The sequence below is a fragment of the Marinimicrobium sp. C6131 genome (assembly GCF_026153455.1).
Lineage (GTDB): Bacteria > Pseudomonadota > Gammaproteobacteria > Pseudomonadales > Cellvibrionaceae > Marinimicrobium.
This window is the reverse complement of sequence record NZ_CP110629.1, coordinates 280208-295061: the sequence shown is the minus strand read 5'-3', so window position 1 is coordinate 295061 and position 14854 is coordinate 280208. Positions and strand designations below refer to the sequence as shown.

The following is a 14854-nucleotide window of genomic DNA, read 5'->3' as shown; positions in this document are numbered from 1 at the left end:
CTCATTATTAAAATTGTTCACATACAATGAATTGACACTATTTATTCGTAATACCTCCTCAACCTCAGTCATCAATAATGAACACAACATTTGTATTAGCTCCAAAATACAATCCTTCCTCCGAGCCTGCCTCGGGAGCATCAATCCGGCTATACGACCCTTTGTTCGAATGGCATTCATACCTATGAACGGTATCGCTATTCCCCTTATTCCCCAAAATCGAACGAAGACTAACCTCTTGCCGGCTATCCGAGTGATTGCCTACGTAAACAAATCTTTTCTCGCCATTGGAAATACCCATAGCAGTCAAAGCTTTGTTCTCTACACTTACACTCTCTGACCTCAACGACCCACTGGCGGTAGAGAGAACATGATCATTAATCTCTTTCACGCAGGACAAATATGAAAGGGCGCCCTGCTCATCGAAATACTCCCACCACCAAGACATAGGCAAAACGGGTGTTGGCGAAAATACGCCATACCACAGCCCTTTCTTGAAATCTTGTACCTTCTCATCCCGGAATTCATCAAAGTCAAGCTGCCAGTCCCACTCATACCCAAACTCTCCAATAACATACGGCTTATCAAAATCATCCGTATATCTCCGCAAAGTGTCCGGTATTTGATCCGTCACCTTATACATATGACGCTGGTTTACATTTATGTTCTCCAATGAGTTCAAACCGGAAACATCACGGTGAGAAACACTCGTAGTGATGACGTGATCGTAAGGGTCGATTGAGGCCAAGTAGTCGCTCATCTCACGGTGCCATTCCGTCACTACTTGGTCCGGTATTCTATTTTCTTCGTCAGCATAGATAATATTGTCTACTTCATTAAAGAGCTCCCAAGCGGCAATCTTCGTGCTGTAACCCCAGCGTGCGACCATGTAACGCAGCTTGTCTTTGTAATGGTTTCGCGCCAGTTCACTTGAAAAGAACTCCTCGGGAGTCTCGGCCACCCCTCCATTCTTCTTGTTATACGGATTGATCCTCCATCCATCACCGATGAATCCTGCGTGACTATCAAGAACGAGCATAATATAAATGTCATTACTCTCTGCCAGACCGATCAAATCATCCATCCTTTCAATACCGCTCCTATTAAAGCGATCGGAGGAATCTGCATATCTTGAGGCATTCTTGACAGTCTTCCAGTCGACAGGCAAATTCCAGTAGATCATCCATGTGCGGATCAGATTGACCCCTTCACCCTTAATCTTCGGAATGAAATTTTGATATTCAAATCGTGAATCTTCATGAAGTTCTGAAAAGTGCTTGGAGTCATCTTCGTCTCTTGGTTCCCAGCCATAATTGATACCCAACCCCCTAAAGAGCTCACCGTTGTCAAATTGCAATGTCCAAAGGTCATTTCCATGAAGGTAGCCTTTTCTATCCCCGGCGCGGGACTCGAACATCACTTTCCTGGCTGAGTCGCCTCCAACACCCTGACCTTCCAGTACCACCGTCATCTCATACTGACCAACCTCTCTTGGTGCGAAGTTTATGCGCCAACTAGATAAGGAGCCACTCTCCCCGTCCACATAGAACCCCGGAAGAACAATTTTTTTGCCCGACGGAGTACTTATATGCGCATTCAGCGCAACATCCGACGAGGAAAAGGGAGACTCCCAATCAGCCCTAAGATCCACATCTACAACTAAAAGCTCATACTGATCTACCTCCGTGGCTTCCAACGAAACAGAGCGAACACCTGAAGAAGAGCAGCCAACAATGCAACTTGAAAATGAGACAAGAACTACCATTCTAAGAATACTTTTAATAAACATATAACTCACTCTAAGGTCTTAAAACCACAACACTGATCATCAAAGAACCTGGAATCAAAACGAAATCCACGTTGAAACCCAAACTAAAATATAACGTTATTCTTGAGGAACTCATTGTGAGTTGGCAGCTTTGGAACAATCTCATCAATCGCCTCTTTCATAGATCTAAGCTCGGCTCTCACAGCCTCACCGCCAAGAAACGACAACTTTGGATGAAAATATTCAGGAACAACACCCATGCCGGTTAAAATGGCAACCCAGCTATTCTCTTTGAAAAAATCATCTTTACCGACATCAATTGATCCGCCCTCCCTAAATTCCTCAATTCGACTAAGCAATGACTCAGGAAGACGGTTCTTCCGGCAGTAATCCCAAAACGGCTCCCCATTCCTATCATTATTACAATAGTGCGCAACTAGAAAATCCCGCATATTGTAAACTTGGCGATATACTTGATCGTTGACTTTCCTTGAGAGATAGTCATTTCTGACATCTGAGGGAAAATTGTTGAAGAGAACCAGTAAACTGTATTGCACCAAATACAGGCTTGTTGATTCGAGTGGCTCCAGAAATCCGCTTGAAAGACCAACAGAAAAAACATTTCCAACCCAAACTCTTTTCTTCTGTCCGGGCCTAAATTTGATTACCTTTGGACCAGTTATAGGATCCTCTCCCAAAGAGTCGAGAAACTCATTCTTGGCCCGCTCATCATCAATAAATTTACTGGAGTAGACATACCCGTTTCCGACTCTGTTCTGTAAAGGGATCGACCAGCGCCAGCCTGAACTCATCGCAGTAGACGTAGTATACGCACCAAGATCATCACACGTTTTAGTTTGTGCAACGCATGCACTGTCACACGGAAGGAGGTCACTCCAATCCTCATACTCGGAATCAAGAGAGTTTATGAGCAGTCCCGAAAACCCTGAACAATCAATATAAAAATCTCCAAATATTTCTGAACCATCCTCCAAAATCAGACTTTTTACCGCCCCATTACTTTCATACTTCTCAATCGTTTTGATGGTTCCATCAATTGACTTGACACCCATTTTCACGGAAATTGATTTTAAATAGGCTGCAAATAGAGAGGAATCGAAATGGTAGGCATAATTGAAGTTCAGCATCCCATCACTTTCCGCATTTGCCTTAGGAATCGCGAACCGGCCATACCTGGCAATCTGCGCTGGCAATGAGTATGCATCTATGGGTTCCAAGCACCCTGACAAACGAGCTTTCGTCCAGTAATTGATAAAATCGACAGATCCGATCCGGCACCCAAACTTGGCGAACGGATGAAAGAATCTGCTTTTTTGGTTGCACCAACCTTTAAAATCGATACCGAGTTTGAACGTAGCGTTCGTCGACCGGACAAACTCTTTCTCATCAATGTCCAGCTCAGAAAGGAAATACTTGATAGCTGGAACTGTAGCCTCTCCGACCCCGACCGAACCAATTTCAGATGACTCAACCAGGCTAATCTCAAGGTCAGTTCCCATGAACTTCTTGGCAAAGTAGGAAGCAGCCATCCAGCCTGCGGACCCGCCTCCAACCACAACTAATGATTTTATACCGTGGCTTTTCATAACAACTTTGACCCGAAAGCTGATAGGGAGCGCCACTTACCAAGCAGCGCTCCCTTTTGGTGGGCTTAGAACTTCGCGCTAACTCCTACTGAGATACGACGCTCAAATGCGTTGTACTCTTGCCGGAAGTTTTTCCAGTGCATGTACTTGTTCGCGCCCTCTTCAGTTAAGTTTTGAAAGTTTAGCGTTACATCTATAGCGTCATTCATGTGATAAACCGCATTCAGATCAACATAGAGGGTCTCTTCATCCCATACAGGCAGGCCTCCGAGAACACTTTCGTCATCACTCTGAATTGCTGCGGTTTGAGTCCCGTTGTAACGCGGGCCGAGGTAGTTGGCAGCAGCACGGAGCTCAAAGAGATCACTGCTATACCAAAGCACCAAATTGGACTGATCTTCTGCAGTCGCATTAAATGGTACATCTTCACCATCAGCGGCAAAGGTAACGCCTTCTCGAGTGCTCGGAGAATATGTGTAGTTCCAGGTCATACCTGTATTACTCATAAACCCAGGCAAGAAATCGAAACTTTGCTGATATGAAAGTTCAACGCCTTCTACACTCGCATTTGACCCATTGCGAAGTTCAATAACCGTTCCGCCGCGGCGAACTACGCCATCACTATCGGGAAGGGTAAGATCAGTGGTTCTTACCTCCTCAGTGAAGCCACCGATATCCATATAGAATGCAGTAAGACCAATTAACGCATTATCAGACGGATACCACTCACCTGCGACGTTATAGACCTTGGCGCTCCAAGGCTGGAGATTAGGATTCCCCCCCAACCGAACTTCACTAATTGCTTGATAGCGATTTCCTGTATTAGGGTCCACCTGCTCACTCTGCCAAGAGGTAAACGTTCCCTGCCCAAACTGATCTAACGCCTGAAGTGATGTTCTTTCATCGTATGAAACTTTGATCTTATAGTCGTCGCCAAAAGATACGTTTGCGTTCAGACTTGGAAGGAACGACGAGTGAGTAACTGTTGTATATTTGTCACCCGAATCTACATAATAGGTGTGATTTGGATCGCTTCCCGCAAAAACATCTCGGCCAAGGCGATTGCTATCGTAAACATTCTGCTTGATAGTCAAAGTGTCCGTAACGCGTCGCACGCCAGCATTACCACTCAGGGTAACGAAGCTGGTAAGATCCTTGTAGAAATTGAACTTGAAGTACAGTGACTGGCGATCCTCATCGATCACATAAGACTGATCAGGTCGATTTTTTCTGACATGATCCGCATCATAGATGTCATCGATGAAGGTCAGATTGTTATCGATCCTGTCAACATTGATCATTGGAAGCGAGGAGTTAAACGATTTTACGGTTTCGCCGAAATCTGACACTTGATGGATATACCCCTGCAAGGCCGAGTCATCCAAGTTCAGCCCCCGAACAGGCTCAAGGCCTATTTCTTTCAGCTCAACCAAGCTGCCTTCCGGAGTTTCTACGAGATAGGTACCACTGGTGCCGTCGTTACCCTGACCGGTTCCGTACACATAACCTGCTTCATGGTACTTAACCAGCATGTCATACGGCTGCATATCTGCCGGGTCATACGCAGTTATTCCAGTAGGCATGAAGTAATGATGAGAATCTCGTTCTATGCCTCGTGTACTCTCCCTAATACCGAAATCCATAGAGGTTATCCCATCATTGCCAAACCGATAGGTACCGTCAGCACGCAAGACATCAAGATTAGCTGTGTGGCGCTCTCCCTCGAGCCAGCTGGAGTGTATGTACCAAGCAGAGCTATCGGTCATTTCTTGAGCAAATGTCGGGCCAAATTCCCAAGTAACCCCATCATCATGAGTCAGGAAGGTAGTAGTGTAATTGCCGCCAAGATACCCAGGATTTACCTGTCGATAATCTCCCTCAAGGTTATAGACGTAGCCTCGATCGTCAAACAGACCATTTTCACCCGGAGACGAGGGACGCTGAACCAAAGTCAACACGTCTGCATCCCGCGTAGCCTGTGAGCTAATATAGCGCACGCTACCTGTAAAGTTACCGCCATTGTCGAACTTAAGCTCGACGCTGTTATTTACGGCAGAGGTTTCACGAAAATTGGAAGATACACCTGCACGTATTGCAGAGTTCATATCTGCCGTCCATCCTGTCGCATAGGCGCCCTGTGCTACAGGAACGTCTCCCGCAGACCTGACTCCTTCTGGTTGCATCCGACCGTAGTCCCAGCCCACAGAATCCAGATCAAACTGGAACATATTTCCCGCCGACTTTTCGTCCATGCTGTTATAGAACGAATCGATATTCAGCTCTAACGAGTCACTAAGCTGGGCATTGAAATTGTAGCTAAGCCCAACCCGTTCACGTTCAGTGATAAAATTTGTTGAAACCGGACCATCCCAGTTCATCATCATTAGTGCATCAGCCCGATTCTGAACTCCCGCACGTGTCTGGGTTTGATTGGAGGCCAGGGACTGGTCAGCGTAAGCAAACGCCAACGACATACCATATCGATCATCGTTGTTAAATCCGATCAAACCGTTGACCTCGGGGTCTGTCGTCTCGGTTATGCTCCCAGTGCTTGCTTGAAGTCGCGCAACGGAGGTCACCCCCTCATCCAACATTAGTGACCTGCGGGTCTGCAGATCCACGGTACCACCAATACCGCCCTCCAGTTGCTTTGCATTGGAGGATTTCGACACCACCACGCCTGAAATCAAGCTTGCCGGTATATCTTGGTAATCAGCGTTGCTGTTTAAAATGTTTTGCGCGGTTAGAAACAGCTCACCATTCAAAGTCGTCAGTACTTCGTTTGAGCCACGGATACTAACGACGCCACCTTGACCCGCGCTCCGCTGGATCTGAATGCCGGTTACTCGTTGCAGGGAGTCTGCAATCGTGCTATCTGGCAGTTTGCCGATATCTTCGGACGTAATGGCATCCACCACTTCATCAGAGTTCCGCTTGATATCAATTGATTGTTCTTGCGCACCCCGGATACCGGTTACTACAACCTCTTCGAGCAAGCCTTGATCTTGTGCATTTGAATAAGAGGAAGCGCCGGATGCTACGACGGCAGCGATCACTGAACTCAAAAGCCGGGGAGTGTATTTATTTGTTCGGCTCATACTAAAGACTCCTGCTGTATTTTTATGAGAATTAACTGCTTGGGCAGGAAAGATGGTAATCACCCCTCTTACCTAACCAACCAAATTCAGGTTAAGAATATATGTAACCGGATACATAATCAACGGAGCAAGCCGTTTTTCGACCAGCATAAAATACAAATTTAGAATTAAAACGTAAGTTTTAATTCTTTAAAATTATAAAAATGGTTGATTTTGCTGCCTTATATGAATTTTTTGCCGGCTGAGCCGACTCTTATACCGATATTTATTAAGGGACAATCATCACCCTTTCTGTAATCGGTTACTTTACGACACAAAAACTGAAGGTTTAACGCTCTCTAAAGCACTGGCCTTTTTCGTTACACAGCGAGATAACTGGCTTACCTCGCAAGACCAGAGACTGCCAACCAGACAAGAAATAGGAGAAGAATAGAAAAGAGGGTTATCCACAGTCTGCCACTGGCAGAAGGCGATCAATCTGGGAGGGTAAAGCATCCGGGCAAAAAAAAGCTCCCGGATAGGAGACGGGAGCCAAACGGTTTGTAATCGGTTACGAGGAGATTCTATCACTATTCCTGAAAAGCGCAACCCTGCATCTTACTCATACGGCTTCCTCCCTGAAGCCAGGCAAACTTTGATGCTTGATGATGCCCCCTCTAACATCAAGGAGGCGGAGTGGCGACCTTCTTACAGGCTGAGCACTTTCTCCCCGCGGGAGATACCCGATACGCCGGAGCGCACCACTTCCAGAATGGACGCTTCGCCCACGGCCTGGAAGAAGGCGTCCAGTTTGTCACTGGTCCCGGTGATCTGGATGACGTACAGCGAGCTGGTGACATCCACAATCTGACCACGGAAAATATCCACACAGCGCTTCACTTCCGCGCGCTGGGCACCGGAGGCCTTGACCTTGACCAGCATCAGCTCACGCTCAATGTGGGCACCTTCGGTCAGATCCACCAGTTTGACTACGTCGATCAACTTGTTGAGATGCTTGGTGATCTGCTCAATCTTGTGATCGTCCCCGATGGTGGTCAACGTCAGGCGAGACAGCGTCTCGTCTTCGGTGGGGGCCACCGTCAGGGTTTCAATGTTGTAGCCACGCTGGGAAAACAGCCCGACGACCCGGGACAGTGCACCCGGGGCGTTTTCAATCAATACCGAGATAATACGTTTCATGTCAGGTACGCTCCGTCTTGCTCAGCCACATGTCGCGCATGGACCCATTGGGTGCAACGTGCATGGGGTATACGTGTTCGCTTGGGTCAACCTGGATGTCCATAAACACCACCCGGTCTTTCATGGCGAAGCACTCTTCCATCTTGGCTTTGAGGTCTTCTTTGCGATCCACGCGAATACCGACATGCCCGTAGGATTCCATCAGCTTGACGAAGTCCGGCAGAGTCTCCTCGTACAGTGATTCGGAGTAACGGCTTTCGTACTGCATATCCTGCCACTGCTTGACCATGCCCAAAGCGTGGTTGTTCAGGCAGATGATTTTCACCGGCAGGTGATATTGGGTACAGGTCGCCAGCTCCTGGATGCACATCTGAATGCTGCCTTCCCCGGTCACGCAGGCAACCACCGCATCGCGGTGCGCCATCTGCACGCCCATGGCCGCCGGCAGACCGAAGCCCATGGTGCCCAGGCCACCGGAGTTGATCCAGCGACGCGGCTTGTCGAACAGATAATACTGGGCGGCAAACATCTGGTGCTGACCCACGTCAGAGGTGATGTAGGCATCGCCCCCGGTCACTTCGTACAGCGCCTTGATCACATCCTGAGGCATGATTTTGTCGCCGTCCGTGTTGTAGCGCGGCGCTGTGTAAAGACCGTGACGGGTGCGCCACTCGTCTATCTGCTTCCACCAGGCCTTGATCGCATCCGCGTCCGGCTGTTCTTTGCTCTCTTTGACCATGGCCAGCATTTCGGTCAACACGCTCTCCACCGATCCAACGATAGGCACATCGGCGGCAACCGTTTTGGAAATGGAGGCCGGATCCACATCAATGTGGATGATCTTGGCATTGGGGCAGAACTTGCTGACGGTGTTGGTTACCCGGTCGTCAAAGCGTGCGCCCACGGCGAGAATGACATCGCTGTGATGCATGGCGGTATTGGCTTCAAAGGTGCCGTGCATGCCCAGCATACCCAGGAACTGGCGGTCGGAACCCGGGTAGGCCCCCAGCCCCATCAGGGTATTGGTGACCGGGAAGTTCAGGCGTTTGGCCAGATCGGTCAGCAAATCGGAACCATTACCCTGAATAACACCACCACCGGCATAAATGACCGGACGCTTGGATTCCAGCAACAATTGGACGGCTTTGCGAATCTGCCCGGTATGCCCGCGAGTGGCCGGATTGTAGGAGCGGATCTTGACCTTTTCCGGGTACTCGTAGGGGAAGGTCTCACCGGGCGCCGTGATGTCTTTGGGGATATCAATGACCACGGGACCGGGACGACCGGTTGAGGCAATGTAGTAAGCCTTTTTGACGATTTCCGGGATCTCGCTCGGATGCTTGACCATAAAGCTGTGCTTTACGATCGGCCGGGACACACCCACCATGTCCGTTTCCTGAAACGCATCTTCACCAATGCGCTCAGAGACCACCTGACCGGAAATGACCACCATCGGAATCGAGTCCATATAGGCGGTGGCAATACCGGTAATGGCATTGGTCGCACCGGGGCCGGACGTCACCAGCACTGTGCCCACCTGACCGGTCGCACGCGCGTAGGCGTCCGCCGCGTGGGTGGCCGCCTGCTCGTGACGGACCAGGATGTGCTTGACGTCTTTCTGCCGAAATATGGCATCGTAAATATGCAGGGCCGCACCGCCCGGGTAACCGAACACGTGCTTGACGCCTTCGTCCCGCAGGGAGCGAATCAGCATATCTCCGCCTGATAGCATTTCCACTGGGTAACCTCTCAAATAACCATGAATGTATGAACTCAGGGGTCGCAACAACCACAAACCACGAAGCCACGGCCTGCCCGCCCTTCGGATCGGGAGCTGTGCTTCTCTGAATCGAGTCAGTCTTGGGATTCCCCGACCTCCCGCGCGGGTAGCAATTGCGGGCTGGCTCTGGGCAGGCGGCGTAGGTTAACGCGCCTTCGCGGCTGCGGATGGTTCGGGGGCCGGGTCGGCCTCCGGTGTAGAGTACGGCACCGAGGTTGTCGGCTGGCTCTACACGCCATCGTGCGATCTGCTATTGTTCGGAAAATGCTCCGGAAAGTCAAGAGTAAACAGGGACTTGGGCGATAAGTTCACAAATCGGGGACAAGTTCAGCCGCTGGCGCGGGACACACCTTTCTCGACGGGGCCCACCGGGCTATAGTGTATCCATGATACATGCGGCGCGAGGCCATGAGCGCAGGATGGCTTTTACCGGCCCACTACCGCCGCCCGCCAACGAAGGGAGCCCAACATGAAACACCCGCTTCTGGCCGTGCTGGCCATCACGCTCTGCGCCACCCCACTGACGGGGCTGGCCGATCAGGTTTACCGCTGGGTGGATGATGACGGGGTAACGCATTTTACCGCTCATCCGCCCAAGGGACGTCCATCAGAGTCGCTGCGCACCCGGACAGGCCACAGCGAGCCGGTGGATTACTCCAGCCAGTATCCGCGCCCCGAACCCGAGCAACCGGAACCGCAATCGGCAGCCAGCAATGCCGGGCAACCCTCGCAACAGGAGCTGGACGAGGCCTGCCAACGGGCCCGTCAGAACCTGGAAACCCTGGAGCGGGGAGGCCGGATTGCCGTAGAGACCGAGGACGGCAGTCGGCGTTACCTGGGCGAGGAGGAGCTGTCCGAACGGGCGGAAACCGCCCGCCAGATTATGGACCGAGCCTGCTGAAGCAACTCCGAGCGCGCACTCAGTGGAGCGCGCGCTTCTCGAAGCTCAAGCGGTCGCCCTTGAGCACCGCATGGATATTATCCCCCGGCACAAAGCGCCCCTGAAGAATATCCTGGGCCAGCGGGTTTTCGATCTGCTGCTGGATCGCCCGCTTGAGTGGCCGGGCGCCGTAGACCGGATCGAACCCGGATTCGGCCAGTTTATCCATCACCGCATCGTCCAGGCTCAAGGTCAGATCCCGCTCAGCCAGACGCTTGCGCAGCAGGCTGAGCTGAATATCGGCAATGCCGCGAATTTGCTCACGACCCAATGGGTGGAACACCACCACTTCGTCTACCCGGTTGATGAACTCCGGCCGGAAGTGACGTCCCACCACCTCCATGACCGCGTCTTTCATCGCCGCATAGCGGTTTTCATTGCCCAGGGAGTCTCCGGTTTTCTCTTCGTCGAAGCTCACGGTGTCGTAAGAGCGATCTTCCGCCAGGTCCTGAATGCGATTCGAACCGAGGTTGGAGGTCATCACGATCACGGTATTGCGGAAGTCCACGGTCCGGCCCTGGCCATCGGTGAGTCGGCCATCTTCCAGCACCTGCAACAGGATGTTGAACACATCCGGGTGGGCTTTTTCCACCTCATCCAATAACAGCACCGAGTAGGGACGACGGCGCACCGCTTCTGTGAGATAACCGCCCTCTTCGTAGCCGACATAGCCAGGGGGTGCACCGATCAGGCGAGCCACGGAGTGCTTCTCCATGAACTCGGACATGTCGATGCGCACCATGGCTTCCTGGCTGTCGAACAGGAACTCCGCCAGGGACTTACACAGCTCGGTTTTACCCACCCCGGTTGGCCCGAGAAACAGGAAAGAGCCGTTGGGGCGGTTCGGGTCCGAGAGGCCGGCCCGGGAACGACGCACCGCGTTGGCCACAGCGACCACTGCTTCGTGCTGACCGATCACCCGCTGGTGCAGGGCATCCTCCATCCGGATCAACTTGTCCCGTTCGCCCTCAAGCATTTTGGAAACCGGAATGCCGGTCCACTTGGAGACCACTTCTGCAATCTCCTCATCGGTCACCCGGTTGCGGAGCAGCTTCATTTCCATCATTTCGACCTGGCTGGCCATATCCAACTGCTTCTCCAGCTCAGGAATGACGCCGTACTGCAGCTCCGACATACGGGCGAGATCGCCCGCTCGGCGCGCCGCCTCCATATCCAGCCGGGCCTGCTCCAGGTTGCTTTTGATCTCATGGGAGCCCTGCAGCGCGGCTTTTTCCGCACGCCAGACTTCGTCGAGATCGACATACTCACGCTCGAGCCGGTCGATATCCGACTCGATTTTTTCCAGGTGCTTTTTACTCGCCTCGTCCTCGTCCTTTTTGACCGCCTCGCGCTCAATTTTGAGCTGGATAAGACGCCGCTCCAACCGGTCCATCTCCTCCGGCTTGGAATCAATCTCCATCCGGATACGACTGGCCGCCTCATCGATCAGGTCAATGGCCTTGTCTGGCAGTTGCCGGTCGGTGATGTAGCGCTGGGACAGTTTGGCGGCGGCGATAATGGCCGAATCGGTAATGTCTACCCCGTGGTGGACTTCGTAGCGCTCTTTCAGGCCGCGCAAAATGGCGATGGTATCGGCCTCACTCGGCTCGTCCACCAGCACTTTCTGGAAGCGACGTTCCAGTGCGGCGTCTTTCTCGATGTACTGGCGATACTCATTCAGGGTGGTGGCCCCGACACAGTGCAGTTCGCCGCGCGCGAGTGCCGGTTTGAGCATATTGCCCGCATCCATGGCGCCTTCGGCCTTGCCGGCCCCGACCATGGTGTGCAGTTCGTCGACAAACAGAATGACCTGCCCCTCTTCCCGGGCCAGCTCTTTGAGCACGGACTTCAGGCGCTCTTCAAACTCGCCACGGAATTTGGCACCCGCCAGCAGGCTGCCCAGATCCAGCGACAGGAGACGTTTGTTTTTCAGGCCTTCGGGGACTTCGCCGTTGACGATCCGCTGGGCGAGCCCTTCCACGATGGCGGTTTTACCGACACCGGGCTCACCAATCAGTACCGGGTTGTTTTTGGTGCGGCGCTGAAGGACCTGGATGGTCCGGCGAATTTCATCGTCCCGGCCAATCACCGGATCCAGCTTCCCGGCTTCGGCCCGGGCAGTGAGATCCAGGGTGTATTTTTCCAGCGCCTGGCGATTGCCCTCGGCGTCGGCATCGTCCACGGTTTCACCGCCGCGGACTTTCTCTACAGTCTGCTCCAGGCTGGTGGCGTCACCAAACTGTTTGAGCAGTTTGCCCAACTGGCTCTCGCCATCGAGCATGGCGGCCAAAAGGACCGACTCGCTGGAGACAAATTTGTCACCAGCTTTCTGGGCGCGACGATCGGCCAGATTGAGCAGGCGGCCGAGCTCCTGGGACATACCCACATCGCCGGTCGGATTCTGCACTTTGGCCAGGTTCTCCAGTTGCTTGGCCAGCTCATTGCGCAGGCCGGTCATATTGAAGCCGGATTGCGCCAGGAGTGAGCGAGCCGTGCCGCCCTGTTGATCCAGAAGCGCCTGGAGCAGGTGGTAGGATTCCAGCTGGCTATGATCCCGGCCCACTGCCAGGGACTGAGCGTCAGACAACGCGGTTTGCAGCTGGTTGGTCAATCGATCAATGCGCATGGGTGTGCCTCAAGAATAGTCATTACTGATAACCAGGTATGGTTAAAAGAATGGGGGCACACCCCGAAAAAGCAAGGCGCGAGGCCGCGCTTTGTATCAGGGGTTGATCCAGATCAAGCTCGCCATCCGGCCGGTGTCGCGATCCCGGCGATAAGAATAAAATCGCTCGCGGTCGCGGTAGGTGCAGAAATCACCGCCGTAAACGGCGGTCACCCCCAGCGCCTCAAGCTCGGCGCGAGCCAGAGCATACAAATCGCCCTGAAAATGCATCGGCTTCTGACCGGGCTGGAAGGCCTGTGCAATGGCCTCATTGTGGGCTTCGTCGCGCGCCTGTTCAAAAAACGCCTCCAGTACCTCCACCCCCACCTCAAAGTGGGGCTGAGACAATGCGGGACCGAGGTAGGCCAGTAACTGCGCCGAGGGCTCACTAAAACGTGCCACTGCCGCGGCCAGTACGCCCTGGGCCAAGCCCCGCCAGCCGGCGTGCACCGCCGCCACTCGCGTGCCTTGTTGGTTGCACAACAGCACCGGCAGGCAATCAGCGGTAAGCACCGCGCAGGCCAGTCCGGGCTGTTTCGTATGACAGCCATCGGCGGTCAAGACCCGGCCATCGTCCTGGGCCTCGACCACCGCCGTGCCATGAATCTGCTCCAGCCATTGAGGTTCGCGCTCCAGTCCGAGCTCAGCCTGCAGCAGAGCACGGTTGCGCTGCACCGCCGAGGCGTCATCCCCGACGTGCTGCGCCAGGTTGAACTGAGCGTAGGGGCCCTCGCTCACGCCCCCCTGGCGGGTGGTGATGGCGGCCCGCACGCGCTCCGGGGCGGGCCAGTCGGGGCGGATAAGCTCGAGCTCGGACATAGCAGTCTCCGGTGATTGACTCAGCCGGCCCGAAGGGCGGCCAGCAAAGATTGGAAGTCGTCGGGCAAGGGCGCGGTCCACTCGCGGTACTCCCCTGTGCCAGGGTGCTCCAGCCCCAGCCGCGCCGCGTGCAGCGCCTGACGGGGGAAGCTTTTCAGCTCGTGAATCAGCTCGTCACTGGCACCCTTGGGAATTTTGAAGCGCCCGGCATAGGTGGCATCACCCACCAGCGGGTGGCGGATATGCGCCATATGCACCCGGATCTGATGGGTGCGGCCGGTTTCCAGCTTGACCCGGATATGGGTGTGGGCCGCAAAGCGCTCCAGCAGCCGATAGTGGGTCACGGCGCGCTTGCCGCCGCGCTCCAGAACGGCCATTAATTTGCGCTGGCGCGGGTGGCGACCAATGGGCGCATCCACGGTACCACCACCGGTCATGGTGCCAATGGCCACCGCCTCGTATTCGCGACTGACAATGCGCTCCTGCAACTGCTCTACCAGGTCGGTGTGGGCCGACAGTGTCTTGGCCACCACCATCAGGCCCGTGGTGTCTTTATCCAGACGATGCACGATGCCCGCCCGGGGCACCCCCTCCAGGGCCGGGCAGTGATGCAGAAGCGCGTTCAGCAGGGTCCCGGTGTGATTGCCCGCCGCCGGGTGCACCACCAGACCGGCGGGCTTGTTGATCACCAGCAGGTCGTCGTCTTCATAAACAATGTTCAGGTCGATGGCCTCGGGCTCCCATTCTCCCTGCGCTTCGAGCTCCGCCTCCAGGCGCAGGGTCTCCCCGCCCAGCAGGCGCTCCTTGGGCTTGGCAATACGTCCGTCCAGGGTCAGTTGGCCGTCCTTTATCCAGGATTGGAGCCGGGCCCGTGAGAATTCAGGGAACAACCCGGAGGCGACCTGGTCGAAGCGCATGCCGGCCATATCCGGGGGCACGCGGGTGCTCTGTTGCAATTGATCCGCCATGGGGCGTGATTACCTCTATCGAGTGCGAGA

General features: G+C 53.7%; 9 protein-coding genes. 1 reads left to right on the top strand and 8 read right to left on the bottom strand.

Annotated elements, in window-relative coordinates; translation table 11 throughout:
• Positions 1–64: 64 nt before the first annotated feature.
• From OOT55_RS01240 to OOT55_RS01220, 5 genes are all read right to left on the bottom strand, one after another.
• Entirely contained in the window at positions 65–1789 is a 1725-nt protein-coding gene (locus OOT55_RS01240; protein ID WP_265367354.1) for a DUF5060 domain-containing protein, read from the bottom strand.
• A gap of 83 nt (positions 1790–1872) precedes the next feature.
• Positions 1873–3375: a tryptophan halogenase family protein gene (locus OOT55_RS01235; RefSeq protein WP_265367353.1), complete on the bottom strand. Its 1503-nt coding sequence runs from the start codon at positions 3373–3375 to the stop codon at positions 1873–1875.
• A gap of 65 nt (positions 3376–3440) precedes the next feature.
• Positions 3441–6473 (bottom strand): TonB-dependent receptor, encoded by a 3033-nt coding sequence (locus tag OOT55_RS01230; protein ID WP_265367352.1) that lies wholly within the window; start codon positions 6471–6473, stop codon positions 3441–3443.
• A 687-nt stretch (positions 6474–7160) separates the two neighbouring features.
• Complete coding sequence (ilvN, locus tag OOT55_RS01225; protein WP_024462558.1) at positions 7161–7652, bottom strand: acetolactate synthase small subunit; 492 nt, start codon at positions 7650–7652, stop codon at positions 7161–7163.
• Position 7653: 1 nt separating this feature from the next.
• The gene (locus tag OOT55_RS01220) at positions 7654–9390 is read right to left on the bottom strand and encodes an acetolactate synthase 3 large subunit (RefSeq protein WP_265367351.1); all 1737 of its coding nucleotides are present in this window, start codon (positions 9388–9390) and stop codon (positions 7654–7656) included.
• A 511-nt stretch (positions 9391–9901) separates the two neighbouring features.
• Here OOT55_RS01220 and OOT55_RS01215 point away from each other — a divergent pair.
• A complete protein-coding gene (locus OOT55_RS01215; RefSeq protein WP_265367350.1) occupies positions 9902–10333 on the top strand; it encodes a DUF4124 domain-containing protein in 432 nt (143 codons plus the stop codon).
• Between the two features lie 19 nt (positions 10334–10352).
• On the opposite strand, the gene clpB is transcribed toward OOT55_RS01215, so the two are convergent.
• From clpB to rluD, 3 genes are all read right to left on the bottom strand, one after another.
• Complete coding sequence (clpB, locus tag OOT55_RS01210) at positions 10353–12998, bottom strand: ATP-dependent chaperone ClpB (RefSeq protein ID WP_265367349.1); 2646 nt, start codon at positions 12996–12998, stop codon at positions 10353–10355.
• Between the two features lie 96 nt (positions 12999–13094).
• On the bottom strand, positions 13095–13856 hold the full coding sequence (gene pgeF / locus OOT55_RS01205; RefSeq protein WP_265367348.1) for a peptidoglycan editing factor PgeF: 762 nt from the start codon (positions 13854–13856) through the stop codon (positions 13095–13097).
• A gap of 20 nt (positions 13857–13876) precedes the next feature.
• Positions 13877–14824: a 23S rRNA pseudouridine(1911/1915/1917) synthase RluD gene (rluD, locus tag OOT55_RS01200; protein ID WP_123639511.1), complete on the bottom strand. Its 948-nt coding sequence runs from the start codon at positions 14822–14824 to the stop codon at positions 13877–13879.
• Positions 14825–14854: the final 30 nt, after the last annotated feature.

Coding starts and splice junctions, on each gene's coding strand:
- OOT55_RS01240 (WP_265367354.1), bottom strand. CDS start 1,789: ATGTTTATTAAAAGTATTCTTAGAATGGTAGTTCTTGTCTCATTTTCA.
- OOT55_RS01235 (WP_265367353.1), bottom strand. CDS start 3,375: ATGAAAAGCCACGGTATAAAATCATTAGTTGTGGTTGGAGGCGGGTCC.
- OOT55_RS01230 (WP_265367352.1), bottom strand. CDS start 6,473: ATGAGCCGAACAAATAAATACACTCCCCGGCTTTTGAGTTCAGTGATC.
- ilvN (WP_024462558.1), bottom strand. CDS start 7,652: ATGAAACGTATTATCTCGGTATTGATTGAAAACGCCCCGGGTGCACTG.
- OOT55_RS01215 (WP_265367350.1), top strand. CDS start 9,902: ATGAAACACCCGCTTCTGGCCGTGCTGGCCATCACGCTCTGCGCCACC.
- clpB (WP_265367349.1), bottom strand. CDS start 12,998: ATGCGCATTGATCGATTGACCAACCAGCTGCAAACCGCGTTGTCTGAC.
- pgeF (WP_265367348.1), bottom strand. CDS start 13,856: ATGTCCGAGCTCGAGCTTATCCGCCCCGACTGGCCCGCCCCGGAGCGC.
- rluD (WP_123639511.1), bottom strand. CDS start 14,824: ATGGCGGATCAATTGCAACAGAGCACCCGCGTGCCCCCGGATATGGCC.